The sequence below is a fragment of the Shewanella sp. SR43-8 genome, assembly GCF_014163775.1.
In the GTDB taxonomy this organism is placed as follows: domain Bacteria; phylum Pseudomonadota; class Gammaproteobacteria; order Enterobacterales; family Shewanellaceae; genus Shewanella; species Shewanella vesiculosa.
The window spans coordinates 259,677-274,402 of record NZ_JACJDX010000007.1 but is presented as its reverse complement, the minus strand read 5'-3'; the positions used below and the strand labels follow the sequence as shown (position 1 = coordinate 274,402).

13 protein-coding genes and 1 pseudogene are annotated in these 14,726 nt (G+C 40.8%); 7 read left to right on the top strand and 7 right to left on the bottom strand.

From position 1 onward, the window contains the following. The 3 genes from H5114_RS11275 (at position 1) to H5114_RS11265 (ending at position 3,053) form a co-directional block, all read left to right on the top strand. A complete protein-coding gene (locus H5114_RS11275; protein ID WP_182697397.1) occupies positions 1-1,308 on the top strand; it encodes an NAD(P)/FAD-dependent oxidoreductase in 1,308 nt (435 codons plus the stop codon). Further along, entirely contained in the window at positions 1,286-1,930 is a 645-nt protein-coding gene (locus H5114_RS11270) for a DUF3365 domain-containing protein (RefSeq protein ID WP_182722962.1), read from the top strand. The genes H5114_RS11275 and H5114_RS11270 overlap by 23 nt, the downstream gene beginning before the upstream one ends. Positions 1,931-2,186: 256 nt before the next feature. Then, positions 2,187-3,053: an MBL fold metallo-hydrolase gene (locus H5114_RS11265; protein ID WP_182722961.1), complete on the top strand. Its 867-nt coding sequence runs from the start codon at positions 2,187-2,189 to the stop codon at positions 3,051-3,053. 111 nt (positions 3,054-3,164) lie between these two features. Here the strand turns inward: H5114_RS11265 and H5114_RS11260 are convergent, their stop codons facing one another. The 4 genes from H5114_RS11260 to H5114_RS11245 form a co-directional block, all read right to left on the bottom strand. Next, the gene (locus H5114_RS11260; protein WP_124014907.1) at positions 3,165-3,569 is read right to left on the bottom strand and encodes a rhodanese-like domain-containing protein; all 405 of its coding nucleotides are present in this window, start codon (positions 3,567-3,569) and stop codon (positions 3,165-3,167) included. Between the two features lie 15 nt (positions 3,570-3,584). Then, positions 3,585-4,334: a sulfite exporter TauE/SafE family protein gene (locus H5114_RS11255; RefSeq protein ID WP_182722960.1), complete on the bottom strand. Its 750-nt coding sequence runs from the start codon at positions 4,332-4,334 to the stop codon at positions 3,585-3,587. 17 nt (positions 4,335-4,351) lie between these two features. Next, the gene (locus tag H5114_RS11250; protein ID WP_182722959.1) at positions 4,352-5,221 is read right to left on the bottom strand and encodes an MBL fold metallo-hydrolase; all 870 of its coding nucleotides are present in this window, start codon (positions 5,219-5,221) and stop codon (positions 4,352-4,354) included. Positions 5,222-5,287: 66 nt separating this feature from the next. Beyond that, the gene (locus H5114_RS11245; protein WP_182697392.1) at positions 5,288-5,929 is read right to left on the bottom strand and encodes a peroxiredoxin; all 642 of its coding nucleotides are present in this window, start codon (positions 5,927-5,929) and stop codon (positions 5,288-5,290) included. A gap of 586 nt (positions 5,930-6,515) precedes the next feature. On the opposite strand from H5114_RS11245, the gene H5114_RS11240 reads away from it, so the two are divergent. Continuing rightward, positions 6,516-7,439 carry a LysR family transcriptional regulator gene (locus H5114_RS11240; RefSeq protein WP_182722958.1) on the top strand — a complete coding sequence of 308 codons (924 nt, stop codon included), beginning with the start codon at positions 6,516-6,518 and terminating at the stop codon, positions 7,437-7,439. Positions 7,440-7,473: 34 nt separating this feature from the next. Here H5114_RS11240 and H5114_RS11235 read toward each other — a convergent pair whose 3' ends face one another. Next, on the bottom strand, positions 7,474-8,364 hold the full coding sequence (locus H5114_RS11235; RefSeq protein ID WP_182722957.1) for a YjjW family glycine radical enzyme activase: 891 nt from the start codon (positions 8,362-8,364) through the stop codon (positions 7,474-7,476). After that, positions 8,357-9,931: pseudogene (locus tag H5114_RS11230) on the bottom strand (YjjI family glycine radical enzyme). The gene H5114_RS11235 and the pseudogene H5114_RS11230 overlap by 8 nt, the downstream one beginning before the upstream one ends. 356 nt (positions 9,932-10,287) lie before the next feature. Here H5114_RS11230 and H5114_RS11225 point away from each other — a divergent pair. The 3 genes from H5114_RS11225 (at position 10,288) to torR (ending at position 13,650) form a co-directional block, all read left to right on the top strand. Further along, positions 10,288-11,670, top strand: a complete 1,383-nt coding sequence (locus H5114_RS11225; protein ID WP_182722956.1) for a LysM peptidoglycan-binding domain-containing protein — start codon at positions 10,288-10,290, stop codon at positions 11,668-11,670. 305 nt (positions 11,671-11,975) lie between these two features. Beyond that, the gene (locus H5114_RS11220; RefSeq protein WP_124014899.1) at positions 11,976-12,725 is read left to right on the top strand and encodes a TorF family putative porin; all 750 of its coding nucleotides are present in this window, start codon (positions 11,976-11,978) and stop codon (positions 12,723-12,725) included. A gap of 199 nt (positions 12,726-12,924) precedes the next feature. Beyond that, positions 12,925-13,650, top strand: coding sequence for a two-component system response regulator TorR (gene torR / locus H5114_RS11215; protein ID WP_011637451.1), 726 nt, complete (start codon positions 12,925-12,927; stop codon positions 13,648-13,650). On the opposite strand, the gene torT is transcribed toward torR, so the two are convergent. Next, the gene (gene torT / locus H5114_RS11210; RefSeq protein ID WP_124014898.1) at positions 13,640-14,713 is read right to left on the bottom strand and encodes a TMAO reductase system periplasmic protein TorT; all 1,074 of its coding nucleotides are present in this window, start codon (positions 14,711-14,713) and stop codon (positions 13,640-13,642) included. The two genes, torR and torT, sit on opposite strands and share 11 nt — an antisense overlap. Between the last annotated feature and the right edge of the window lie 13 nt (positions 14,714-14,726).

The window sequence follows — 14,726 nt, the reverse complement described above, 5'->3', positions numbered from 1 at the left end:
ATGGCTAAAATTGTTGTGATAGGTGCCGGTACTGGTGGCATGCCAGCCGCATACGAAATAAAAGAGATTTTGGGTAAGGACCATCAAGTTTTAATGGTTAACGAACATGATACATTTCGTTTTACCCCTTCTAATCCTTGGATTGCCGTTGGGTGGCGAGAACCTAAAGCCATTACGTTCCAGATAGAAAAACACTTAGCAGATAAAAAAATAGAATTTAAATGTGCCAGAGTGACTAAAATTGATACTGAAAAAAATCAACTTATAACTGCTGATGAAGACATTATTGACTATGACTATTTGGTTATCGCAACCGGTCCTAAACTGGCATTTAACACTATACCTGGAGCAGGCCCTGAACACTTTACTCAATCTATTTGCACACTTGAACATGCAGTAGAGTGCAAAGTTGATGTCGATAAACTGTTAGCTAATCCGGGTCCTGTGATCGTGGGGGCATTTCAAGGTGCAAGCTGCTTTGGGCCTGCTTATGAATACGTGTTTATTTTAGACAAGGTGTTACGTGATGCCGGCATTCGAAGCAAAGTGCCAATTCATTTTGTCACTAGCGAGCCTTATGTTGGGCATTTAGGTTTAGGTGGCGTTGGTGATTCAAAATCAATGCTCGAGTCTGAGTTACGCCAAAGAGATATAAAATGGATATGCAATGCCACGGTTGACTCTGTAGAGGAGGGCGTGATGCATATTTCAGAGCTTGATAGAAAGGGAAATGTTGATTTTTCTCACTCATTGCCATTTCAACATTCAATGTTAATCCCCCCATTTGCTGGTATTGATGCTGTCGCGAATGTTGAAGGACTATGTAACCCTAAAGGCTTTGTTATTACCGATGAACATCAACGTTCACCAACATTTAGTAATATTTTTGCGGGTGGCGTTTGTGTGGCAATCCCGCCAGCAGAAATAACGCCAGTCCCAACCGGAATGCCAAAAACAGGTTACATGATTGAGTCGATGATGACTGCAATCGCTCACAATTTGCATAGCATTATTATTGAAAACAGCCCGCCTAAAAGTAAAGGCACCTGGAATGCAATTTGTATTGCTGATATGGGTGACACTGGTGCAGTATTTGTGGCAATGCCTCAAATAGCACCGCGTAACGTCTCTTGGTTTAAAAAAGGGAAATGGGCGCATTTTGCCAAAATTGGTTTTGAAAAATACTTTCTACGAAAAATGAAGACTGGTAGCAGTGAACCATTATACGAAAAATATGCGTTGAAACTCATGGGGATCACGCGCCTAGAAGCAGAGGATGATGATAATGACATTAGCAAAGAATTGTAATCAACACGTGGCAGGATCTGGCAAATTAGGCGCTTTACTAATACTCGCGAGTATGGCCAGTGTTAGCCAAGCAGCATCATTAACCGAACAGCAAATGCTTGAGCAAGAGGCTAATGAGCGTATTGCCGAATTTAGCCAAACATTAAAAGGTCAGTTACAGGCAGCCATAAAGCAAGGTGGATTGCCCAATGCTGTGTCTGTGTGTAAGTCGGTAGCGCCTGCCATTACTGCACAGAATTCGAAACAAGGCTGGACGCTCGCTCGAACCAGTTTGCGGGTGCGTAATTCAGACAATACGCCAGATGCATGGGAGTTAGCACAATTACAAAAGTTTGAAGCCATTCAGTCTTCAGGACAGCAATCCGTTGATAAACCGATAGTGGCCAGCGAGTATATTGTTAATGGCGATAATACTGAGTTTCGTTATATGAAAGCCATTCCAACTCAAGAGTTATGCTTAGGTTGTCATGGCAGTAATATTAACCCTGAACTGAGTGCATTGATTAATACAACCTATCCTGATGATAAAGCAATTAACTTTGCCCTTGGTGATATTAGAGGTGCATTTTCATTGCAAAAAGTCATCAGTGATCCAGTATCGCCGATGACAGCCAAACCCTAATAAAGACGTAAATAATGACGTAATAAGGCTTAACAAACGTTAAGTCTTATTACGCAAAACCTAAATCATAGTGAGTTGATTCGTTCGCAATTTATTGCGACATAATTCGCAGTAAAAGATGATGATTTGACTTAACATTATACTGTAATAATCAAACTTCCTCAGTCAACGATAAATGATGTTGCGAATGTGACCGATATTCATATGAGGTTTTATCTAACAAATGCCCAAGGGATTTTGTTGGGAGTAATGTGTCATGAGCAAAATCCGCATCGATCCTTTTTATCATCACGTTAGCCATACGATTACTTATGTGGTGACGGATCTTGCTACGCGTCAAAGCGCCATAATCGATCCTGTTTTAGACTTTGATATCGCCTCTGGAACCATAAGTACCCACTTTGCCGATATGCTGATTGAGCATATCGATAAACATGGATATGAAATTGAATGGATTTTAGAAACGCATGCCCATGATGATCATATTTCAGCGGCATGCTATATCAAGAAAAATCGAGGAGGGATAACGGGAATTGGCGAGAATATCACCAAAGTCCAGCACACGTTTAAGCGATTACTTAATCTTGATGAAAGCTTTCAGTGTAATGGTGAGCAGTTTGACCAACTGTTTGTCGATGAAGAATTGATTAAATTCGGTCATTTAAATATTCACGTAATGCACACTCCGGGCCATACACCAGCTTGTGTTAGCTATCTTATTGAAGACACAGTGTTTGTCGGTGATACCTTATCTATACCTGAGTTAGGGACTGCGAGTACTGAATTCCCAGATAGCAGTGCAACCACCTTATACCATTCAATTCAACGGATATTAGCATTGCCAAATTGTACCCGTGTATTTGTAGGACATTATCCGTTCACAGATAAAAACGCGGAGAATCAATTAGAAACATCGGTTATTGCGCAAAAAAGGAATAACCGCGTTGTAGGGGGTAAAGTCACTCTTACTGAGTTTGTTGAGTTACATCAACAACGTCATATAAATGCTGATACTCCAGCTTTGCTACTACCCGCAATCCAAATCAATATTCGTGCAGGCAATATTTCACCCATAGAAGGTGAAGATAACTATTATATTAAAATACCGCTAAATCAATTGTGATCACATCACGAAAATAATCATCTTACCAATTAGTGGTCAAATAAACGGCCTCCAGCTAATGGCAATGAAAGATATCAGCCATTAGCCAGAGCATATCTAGCTTACTGTGATTTAAACCTTATACGGCACTAATGGAAATCCATCTTGTTGCCATTGCACCATACCACCTGCTACAGATAGTGGTTTTTTAAAGCCCATATTTTGTAATGAATCAGCAGCAAGTGCGGAGCGACCCCCAGTACGGCAAATCAGAAATATCTCTTTTTCTGCTAATTCATTTAATGCTAAAACCCATTCGCAATGGTGACTGACCAAAGGATGCTCGTGTATTTTCATCTCTAATACACCACGAGGGAAATTTACTGCACCTTCGATATGGCCTAATAAAAATTCTTCGTGTTCACGGACATCGATAATAACCACATCAGGGTTAAGCATTGCCGTGAGTAAATCATGGGTACTCACTTCGATAATGTTAGCTTTGATTTCACTTATGTATTCTTGAGCAGTTTTCATGTGTACCTCGTGATATTAAATAATAGATTTAGTTAGGATAAATAGCGCCATTAAGACTAAAAACACGGCAAATATTTTCTGTAATATTGCTTTAGGTAAATATTGGCTTATCCATTGACCTGCAATACTGCCGACAAACCCGCCAGCAATCATGATCCCAATAACCGACCAGTCAAACTCAAGCCCTTTATCTGAAAGCAATGAGTAGTATTTTATAAAGCCAACGAATGAATTCATGGTAATAATCAGTAAGCTGGTGCCAATCGCGAGTCCAATATCAATACCACCGAGGATCACCAAAGCCGGCACAATTAAAAAGCCGCCACCAACACCAACAAAACCAGTCACAACACCGACCCCTAAGCCTTGTAAGAGGATTTTGGTCACATCCAGCGTGCCCGCTTTACATCGACTTGATTGATTACGCCACATCATGACGGCACCCATAAGCATTAAAATGACAAACACAGTCAGTTGAATGTCACTGGTCACAAAAGTGCTTGTCCAAGCACCTAAGTAAGTCCCCGCCATGCCAGGTAAACCAAATAAGAACACATGACGCCAAGAAACCTTTTTATGCTTAATGAAACGCATACTGCTGATTAAACTGATTACACCAACGATACATAATGATGAAGCTATGGCTAATTGTGGTTGCATACCAATAAGATATAACAACACTGGAACCGTAATAATTGAGCCTCCAGAGCCCAATACACTCAGCACTAAACCAATTAATAATGCGCCAATAATTGCTTGTATCATTTTGATGACTCTTAGGTTTAAAGAAGGTTAATCGGGATTTTTAAATAGACTGTGCCATTGTCTTCAGCATCAGGCATTTTTCCTGCACGAATGTTGACTTGAATCGATGGCAATATCAGCCTTGGCATGGCTAACGTGGCGTCTCGTTTTTGTCGCAAAGCAACAAAATCGGCTTTTGACATGGTGTCGTTAACATGAATATTGTGTTGTTTTTGTTGACTGATTTGAGTTTTAAATTGGTGGTCACGGCCTTCAGTAGGGTAGTCATGGCAAACATAAATGTCGGTCGAGTCTGGCAAACTAAATAATGTCTGGATTGAGTCATATAAAGTATTGGCATCGCCACCAGGGAAATCGCATCGCGCAGTCCCCACATCAGGCAGAAAGATAGTGTCACCTACAAACGCGGCTTGTTCGTTAATGATGTAGGCTAAATCGGCAGGAGTGTGCCCTGGAGTATGCATAATACGTATGGTCATATCACCGACTTGTAGCCGATCACCATGTTTAAATAGTCGATCAAATTGACTGCCATTCGGCAAAAAACTCGCCTCAAGATTAAATATGCTTTTAAAAGTATCTTGAACTTCGGTGATATGCTCGCCAATGCCTATTTTGCCACCGACTTTGTCACATATAAAACTGGCGGCAGATAAATGGTCTGCATGGGCATGGGTTTCTAATATCCATTTTACCGTCAAGTTTTGACGTTCAATCCAATGTAAAACTCGTTTGGCACTTCGAGTATCAGTACGACCTGACTTGTAATCAAAATCTAAAACAGGGTCAATAATAACGGCATATGAAGTGGCATTATCGGCAACGACATAAGTGAACGTTTCACTGTCATCATCTAAAAACTCATGGACACTAAAAGTAGAGTTCATTATAAAGTTCCTATATTAATCCTATGTAAAAGATGCACAGGAACTTAGATCCCTGTGCCGGCAAAATTAAAGCGATTTTTTGCTGAAATACCAATCAGTGTATTCATAACCTTGGTTTAAACGGGCTTTGGCTTCAGCAGTAGTGGCTGGTGGGGGGACAATAACGTCATCACCAGGCTGCCAGTTTTCTGGAGTCGCTACGCCATTGGCGTCGCTGGTTTGCAATGCTTTGACTAAACGAACAAATTCGCTAATAGAACGGCCGTTGCTCATTGGGTAATAGACCATGGCACGTAATATACCTTCAGGATCGATAATGAAAGTTGCACGCACAGCGGCGGTATCACTCGCGCCAGGTTGGATCATGCCGTAGGCTTTAGCCACTGCCATTGATAAATCGGAGATAATAGGGAAGGTAATTTCAACACCAAAGTTTTCTTCAATATTACGTACCCAAGCAATATGAGAGTGAATACTGTCGATAGATAGACCCAATAATTCGGTATTAATCTCAGCAAACTCTGCAGCGTGTTGTGCAAATCCCATAAACTCAGTAGTACATACAGGGGTGAAATCTGCTGGATGCGAGAATAACACCAACCACTTGCCTTTATAGTCAGTGAGAGAGCGCATACCATGAGTCGTCTTGGTATTAAATGCAGGTGCTGGTCGGTTTAATTGTGGAAAAGAAACAATAGAATCAGTCATGTTATTACTCCAGTAGTGGTTAACTTAAATTCTGCCTAATCTGTAAAACAGATTACAAACATACTTAGTAATAGCAATTGGTGGGCCAAGTTAGCTTAGTGCGAGGTCTTATTGGAATATTATTTATAAGGTATTGAAAATTATCATTTTTAAATCAGTTAACTTTATAAGGCTTGATATCGGTGTTATCTAATAGCGACTATCGTCTCGCTATGCTTTGTCATAAATGACGCTAGCGACAATAATGGTGTCAAATATGGCGTAGAGAAGTCAGTTATTGATGGTAATAAACCCAGAACCCAATCCACGAGATCAGAAACACTGCTGCCTAGTAGGCATGTGAAGTGCTGGGGGAAATGTGGTTGGATATTGAATAGAAAAGAAATTAACGGATCAGCAAAGGTTAATCTGAAATAAGCCAAGACTCATAAGCAACTAGAATGACGTTGAACGGCCTTAAATAGACTCTTTATTCGTCAGCACTGTGAAGCGGCTCTTGATTATGACTTTTGAGCCTATACACATATCCTCTTTAGTTTTATATTTTAGTGATTAAATCCAATATTTATAAAGGGTTAAGACACTAATGGATTTGGCAAAGCTTTCCCGTATTAGCATGAAACACTTAATCACTTTGCATGTGATGCTTGATACCCTCAGTGTCACTGCCAGTGCTGAACGCTTATGTTTAAGCCCCTCATCGGTAAGTAAAACCTTGAGTCAGTTAAGAAACAGCCTTAATGATGAATTATTTTATCGACATGGTAATTCGCTAATCGCCACCCCCTTAGCGCGAAGACTGGGCCCTAGTGTGCAGCAGATGATCAATGATATGAACCATATCATGAGCCAAGATGTGTTTAGTCCTGCTGATTATCAGGGCCGTTTTGCGCTCTCTATGCGTGAAAGCACCTTTGAACTACTGGCGGCAAAAATAAGCGCTCATATTCTTAAGTTAGCGCCCAACATCCATTTAGATATTTACAGTAAAGACAATATTGGTTTTGATGGCTTAATAAAGGGCTCGTTAGATTTCATTATTTTACCCCACGACCTAAGTCAGCCGACGGATATTGATGACGATTTAGTCTGGGAAACCTTGATCAATGATGAGATGGTTTGTTTAATGAATGCATCACATCCTTTGGCTTTGCAGCAAGACATCAGCCTTGATGACTATTTGCAATTCAGCCATATAGGTATAACCGATACCGACTTAAGCACACCCTTTTTCGATATTTTGCTGGCTCAGCAATCCAAAAAACGCGCGATCCCCATTTCAGTAGCAGACTTTGGTAGTGCCGCCTTAATGTGTCACCACAGTGAATTACTGTTTACCTGCTCGCGCTACTGGGGAGCCACAGCCAAACAAGCCCAAGGGCTGATCATTAAAGCTTTACCTATAGATTATGGCAAAGTCGCTTATAGCCTCGTATGGCATAAACAAAGCATGAATGATCCCGCACACCGATGGTTATATGAGCAAATATTACACTGTCGTCATTGCTAAAATAGGATGTCGAGATTAAATCGACTTAATTGAATTAAAGATATAGGACCGGTAAGGCAAGATTATTCACTCCTCGCTGGCTCAGCAGCGCGGCTAAATTTTCGATATCAGCCTGAGTGCATTGCTTCCATGTTGAAGCGATTTCACCAACTCCGTGATGGTGAAATGCATTTAATTTAACTCGGGTATCACTTGGTAGCTGAGTTACATAAGCCGCTAGGGCATCAATCTGGGTATCATAATCTGTAACCTCAGGAATATGTAACAGTCTCACTTCATAGAGCTTATTGTGCTGAGCAAGTAATTCAATTGAGTTAAACACCGCTTTGTTATCACGCCCGGTAATATAGTAGTGAGTAGCTTGGTGCCATGCTTTTAAATCAACCATAGCACCATCTAAATAGGGGAGTAATTTATGCCATCCCGTGCGACTTAAACTACCATTGGTGTCGATCATGCAAGTTAAGTGTGCTAGTTGCTCAGATGATTTAATCGCCTTAAACAGAGTAATAACAAAAGGTAATTGCAAACTCGCTTCGCCGCCGCTAACCGTAATACCGTTAATAAAATATCGCTGACAACTAATCACCTCAAGGATTTGCTCAAGCGTATAAGTTACCGTTTTGGGCGAGGATTGTGCTTGGCATACCCTAAGGCAAGTATCACATTCAGTGCACTTAGTGCTGTGCCACACGATATGTGGCTTACATTTTAAATCTGTATCTTGCGTTGCAATGAGCGTCAATGCTTGCTCAGGGCAATGATCAACACAATCGCCACATGCATTACACAAACTTATCGTTTGTGGATTATGGCAATTTTTGCATTGATAATTGCAGCCTTGCAGAAAAATTACCAATCTACTGCCCGGTCCATCGACGCATGAAAACGGCAATATTTGGCTTACAACAGCCAGTTTACTCATAAACAAAAGGCGCTTGTTCGTGAGCAATAACACGGGCTTGGCGCTGTAATATGCCGGTATTCATGGTGGCCTCAGCAGCTAAACCGCTAGTATTGCTGCGTGAACCAGGTTGTTTGAACGTTTCAATGTCAGATCATTTGACCATGTAACCAGTAACGCGGACTAAATCATTATTCGCGACATTGGCGGTAAACTCCCTAAAACCTAAGCTAAATGCGCCTTTACAGAGTTGGAACATGGCTTGTGGATTCGATTTTACGGTTTCATCTATGCTAAGAATATCGCTAATTCCCGCAGTATAATATTGATGATGCTTCGCTAACGCTTGAATATGACTAATAGGATCAGGCTCTGTGCCATAAGGAATACGAACACCAGGAGTCACATCTTTATCGACGCTAATACCACTTTGAGAATGCAATAACGCACGCCCCTTATAACCATAGGTCACCGGAGTTGATGTCACCATGTTAGCCAATGCAGCTGAGATCCTTAGGCCTAATTCATTAGTTGCCTGGCTGTGACCATAGGCGTTACTGGATAGATCAGTAGCCTCTTGCGATCCAATAGCGGCAGCTAACCCCTTAGCAGACAAGGCTTGTAAAATATTGACCGCCTCAGCCATACCGTAAATCCCAAACATAGGCGCAAAACGGTCCTCAACAATGAGTTGCTCCTTAACCAAAAAACTGTCGAAAAAATGTGATTGTTGATGTAAGAATGCCGAACGCGCTTCAATAAGCTCAAAGGTGAGTTGGCCATAATAAGGCAGTACTTGTTGAAAAAAATCATCGATGCTAGTGGCTTTTAAGGCAACTTGTTTTAAGTTAAGTCGTACTAACGTATTGGCGCCGCCAGCTAATGGGAGCGCGTTATAACAACTGACAATGCCAAACCCGCGCTTATCGAATGTTTCAGCATGCAACGAATAGTTGGCGATGTGAGGCTTATTGCAAAAACAAATATTGGTGGTCGCCTGCAACAATAAATCATCTGGTGTTATTGCAGGCTCGTACATAAAGGTCAAATTAGGCGCAATTTGTTGTAACTCAAGATCAATGCGCAATAAAGTCCGGCAAATAATATTATCAGTCGGACCAATATTCACATGCATAAATGCATCGGGCAATATGCGGTCAAGTAAGATCCAAAAACGGGTTAATTTGCGATAAATGGTATCAGCGTCAAGCCCAGCAACAAAAGGCATCAATAACGCATCTAAATGACCTAAGAACACCGGAATATTGGTCACCGACGGCACATGATGATAAAGCACCATTAATGCATTAAGGGCATCATCAAAATCTTCAGCCGGTGATAACTCTAAGTACTCTGAGCCTTGCTTCAGGTATTTAGCGTAGTCGGGCAGAACATAACGCGGTTTAAACGGCGCGTGGCCTTCAAACATATCGCAAATAATACCGTCCTTCATCGCATCACTAACCTGCTCAGACACTGCCACATATGGCAGACTATTTTCAGCTTCTAGGGCCAAATAATTTGATTTTTGCTTAGGAGAAAGGTGAGGGTGGCTGACTATTTGGATAATATTTTCTTGTAATGACATGACTGAATTCACTTTTTAAAGGCTAATGCTTGATAGCCATTAATCTACTCAGTGACCGGGTGTTTAAACAGTGAAAATAGCGGAGGTTGGCATTGATAAAATCGAAATCCGATGATGCAGATCACAATCAATCAAGTTCTCTACTCCATACTATGTCCTAATAATTCTAAACGCATAATGATTATCGTTAAGCTGAATTGATTAACGGTTGAAGTCATTGATAAACTTTTCTAAATTGGCTTTTTAAAACTGATAGATAGAAAAATAAAACTCAATTACAATGGACGACTTTTGCTTCAAAAATATTCGCGATCTGAGCATAAAATGCCAGCGTAAGATCTAAGGAACATCTTTAATTGAGAACATTAATTGTCTTTATCACAACAGGCTTTATCCTGTTAAGTGGTTGCCAAACGGTGGCAATTAAAGATGCCGACGCAGACAACAATTTCAGTACTGCCAATAAAACAAGCTCAACGATCCCTAAGTCTTTAGTCCGCCGAAATTACCAAGACAATGGTGATGTGTGGGAACGCATCCGCTACTCAATGGATATGCCAATCCCAGATGAGCAGTTAGTTAACCAATATCGACAGTGGTATATCGATAATCCACAGCATCTTGAGAGTATTTCGCAACGCGCAAAGCCATTTTTGTATTTAATTGTGCAAGAGTTTGAGCATCGAGATTTACCTATTGAATTAGCCTTACTACCTATGGTTGAGAGCTCATTTAATCCTTTTGCTTATTCTAGCGCCGATGCGTCAGGTCTATGGCAGTTCACCTCACCAATGGCCAGCCATTTTGGCTTGCAGATGAATTGGTGGTATGACGGTCGAAGAGATGTGCCAGCGGCAACATCCGCAGCATTAGATATGCTCGAATACCTGTACAAAAAGACCGATAATTGGTTATATGCACTAGCGGCATACAATGCCGGTGAAGGGCGCTTGCGTGAGGCGATTAGATATAATGAAGCGAGAGGACTGAGTACTGACTTCTGGTCTTTACCCTTGCCTAAAGAAACCAGACAATATGTACCACAACTGCTGGCAATCGCTGATGTGATAAAAAATGCTCAACGTTATGGTATTGCACTCAAAACGATTCCTAACAAACCCCTTGTTGAAGTCATTGATGTTGGCAGTCAAATCGATATCTCGGTGGCAGCCGAGCTTGCAAATATGCCCATAGCTCGGCTACAAAATCTAAATCCTGGATTTAATCGTTGGGCGACATCGCCAGACGGACCGCATCAATTAATAGTGCCTGTTAGCAAGGTAAATGAATTTAAAAAGGCACTTGCTGATACTGACATTAGCGCCAGAATGAAATGGTCTAAATATCAAATAAAACCGGGCGATAGCATTAGTGCTATTGCTAAACGTTATCAAACGACTGTGTCTAAAATTCAACAAATGAACGACATCAATAGTGATAAAATCGTTGCCGGTCAATTTTTGTATATGCCACAAGGCGTATCGAGCATGATACCAGAGGTCGAACTCGCTTCAACAAACAAACAACCAAGGACCATCACCACATCTAATCAGCCAGCAGTTCGGAGCGATCACACGGTAAAATATGGCGATACTCTTTGGAGTATTGCCAAAGTGTATAAGGTCAGTGTGGAACAAATTATCGCTTGGAACAAAATGACGGACAAAGACAAGTTGACGGTAGGCAAAACCCTGCAGTTTTATCAACAGCCCTTCCAGCAACAGCAGACTCAATTGTAACCCTGTTGTTTAGAAACTGATAAACACGATAGCTCAAATGTTGTAAAAGTTGAGCGTTACATAAATGTGAGTATTTATCGATTTAACCTAGTGAAGTACATCGAAATCCAGCTTTGCCATCTGGACACTTTTGATTATACAGATCGTTTAATAGAGTGACCCACAAGGCTTGAGTGATGTTAAATCTTAGTGTTCATATTTTTTCATATTTGTTTCCCATCAGTTCATAACCAACTCAACAGCCATTCATAAGTTTTGAATATAGTCACCCTATCAACAAGAACATATATTTTAGGGTAATGAATATGAACATTAGAAAAACTCAACTAGCTCAGTCAATTTTGTTAGGCAGTCTAATCTTATCGGCTACCTCTTTTGCCAATGCTGCAGATGATAATGTCTTCGATGGAGCCATAAGTGGTAAATTAACCTTTGCTTCAGATTATGTTTTTCGTGGCGAATCGGAAACGATGGATGCAGAAGTACCAGTGGTACAAGGTACTCTAGGGTGGGGTAATGATCTGGGCTGGTATACCGGTGTATTTGCTTCCAATATCAAATTTGCAGACCCCAATTTAGAAATTGTTACTGCACCTTATATAGGTAAAGCAGGTGAGTTTGGCGATAGTGGTATCAGTTACGACGTTATGGTTTTTTCTTACCTGTATCCAGGTGCCTCATATTCGAATTATACCGAACTGTGGATAAAAGTCGGTAAACAATTTGGTCATGCAAATGTGCAATTAGAAGTGACTCCAACAATCGACGATTGGTTTGGCGTAGAGGGCTGGCAAGGTGTTAACTATGCCGTTCATCCGAGCTATCAGTTTGACAATGGTTTACATGTTTCAGCAAGTATCGGCTACCAAGATTTAGATGGTAATGGAGCAGAAGGTTGGGGACACTGGAATTTGGGAGTGAGTAAAGCCTATGCCGGCCTCAATTTTGATGTTCGTTATCATGGCAGTACCATGGATAGCGATCATAAGGTCTATGGCACTCAAACAAAAATCTTTGATGACCGAGTGGTTGTCGGCATCAGCAAAAGTTTCTAATATAAAAACATAACGTCTTTTATTGCTAAACTACAAATATAATTGGATCTTGTTTTACATATCCCCATTATGTGATCTAGGTCCTTTTTTATAAACCAATTTTGCTAGCTGCCACTCATTCCTTGTATATCTTTATAGGCAAATATGAAAAGTTATGAATAATAACGACCATTATTAGCAACACTATCTGGATTGGACGATGGCACATCCTGGTTTAACAAATACAGTACTCGTCGTTGACGATGAAGCAGTGATCCGAGCTCGATTAAAAGGTTATTTTGAGCGTGAAGGTTATCGGGTACTTGAAGCTGGAGACGGCGAACAGATGTGGCAACAGTTTACAAATCAACATATCGATTTGGTGATGTTAGATATTAACTTACCCGGTACCGATGGTTTGAGCTTGGCACGTGAACTGAGAAGTCGTTCGGACGTTGGCATTATTTTAGTCACAGGTCGTGATGAAACCATTGATAAAATCGTTGGTCTTGAAATGGGCGCTGATGATTATGTGACTAAACCATTTGAATTAAGAGAACTATTAGTAAGAGTTAAAAATTTGTTGTGGCGAATTTCATTAGTTAAAAAAGCACAGCAAGACGTTGTAGAACAATTTGAACAGTGTGACGATATCATTGCGTTCGATAAATATATTCTTGAGTTAAACAGCCGAAAACTGAGTCGTGGTGACGAGGTGATAAAGCTGACTAAAGCAGAGTTCGAATTACTTACCGCCTTTGCATTGCATCCGCAGCAAGTACTATCTCGTGAGCGACTAATGCAGCAAACAAGCCACCGTAATGAAGATGTAAATGATAGAACCATTGATGTCATTATTCGTCGATTACGAAACAAGCTACAGGCTGACCTGTTTGTGACGGTTCATGGAGAAGGCTATTTGTTTGCGACAAAGATTAAAGATTAGTTTTTGGCGTCACGCGGTAAATAGGGTAAAAACTTGCAGGGGCTAAGCTGTTATTAAACATATCGAGTTGCACCTTTCCTTGTTCTAACGCCTGTATTTGTGGGCCAATATCACCAAATGATTGTGCTCCCTCAAGTAGTTTTACCATGATGTCTATTGCTAATTTACCTTGTAACACCACTTGATCATCACTGCTGAAAGCGACTTTATTACGATGCAGTCCTCGCAATGTCGCTGGCGATAGATAACTGCTCACAAGCTTTACTTGGCCAGCTAATTGTTTATGTTGCAATGTTCCAATTGCTGCTTCGATAGCAACAGCACTGCCTATAATATAGCTAGGAATATGATCATTAAGCAGATGATGAAGTTGGTCACGATAAAGGTCACGATTATTATCGGTATGGCGAATTGATGTAATCTCAATATGACTATTGGCAATAGCATCTTGAATACCGAGCTCAACCCAATCGCTGCCACCAACACTTTCTGGACCAGTTAGTAGTGCGAGTGTTACTGGAGATGATGGCGGTATTTTTTTAACAGCTTTAGCAATAAAGTGGCCAGCTTCCCAGCCCATTTGATACCAATTAACGCCTACACGAGTCGTTATCATGGGGTTATCGAGTCTATTCACTAACGCTATGATGGGTTTATTAATCTGTCCCGGATAGTTATCAAGTAAATTAGGGGCCACGGCACCGAGTAAGATGGCATCGAACGGCTGATTAAGGCAGTATTCAAGTTGTTTTAGTTGTTGCTCTTTTCTGTAATAACTGCCGGCTTCAAATAATTCTAAATTAATGCCTAATTGGCTGGCTTTTGACACCAAACCGTAATCAATACCGATCCAATAAGCATCTTTGAGGTGAGGTACTAAGGCACAGATCCGCCAAGGCTTTTTGGCCGAAGTCAGTTGATTATATTGTATCGATTTTACTGTTTGAATTTTGGCATTAAATGGCGTCCGCTGTTGTAATATCCAGCTAGAATCTAATGTAGCCTCAGCAAGTAATGGTATTGTCCCTAAGCAAGCTATGAGCAAATAAATAAGTCGGCGCATTATATTGTCTCGA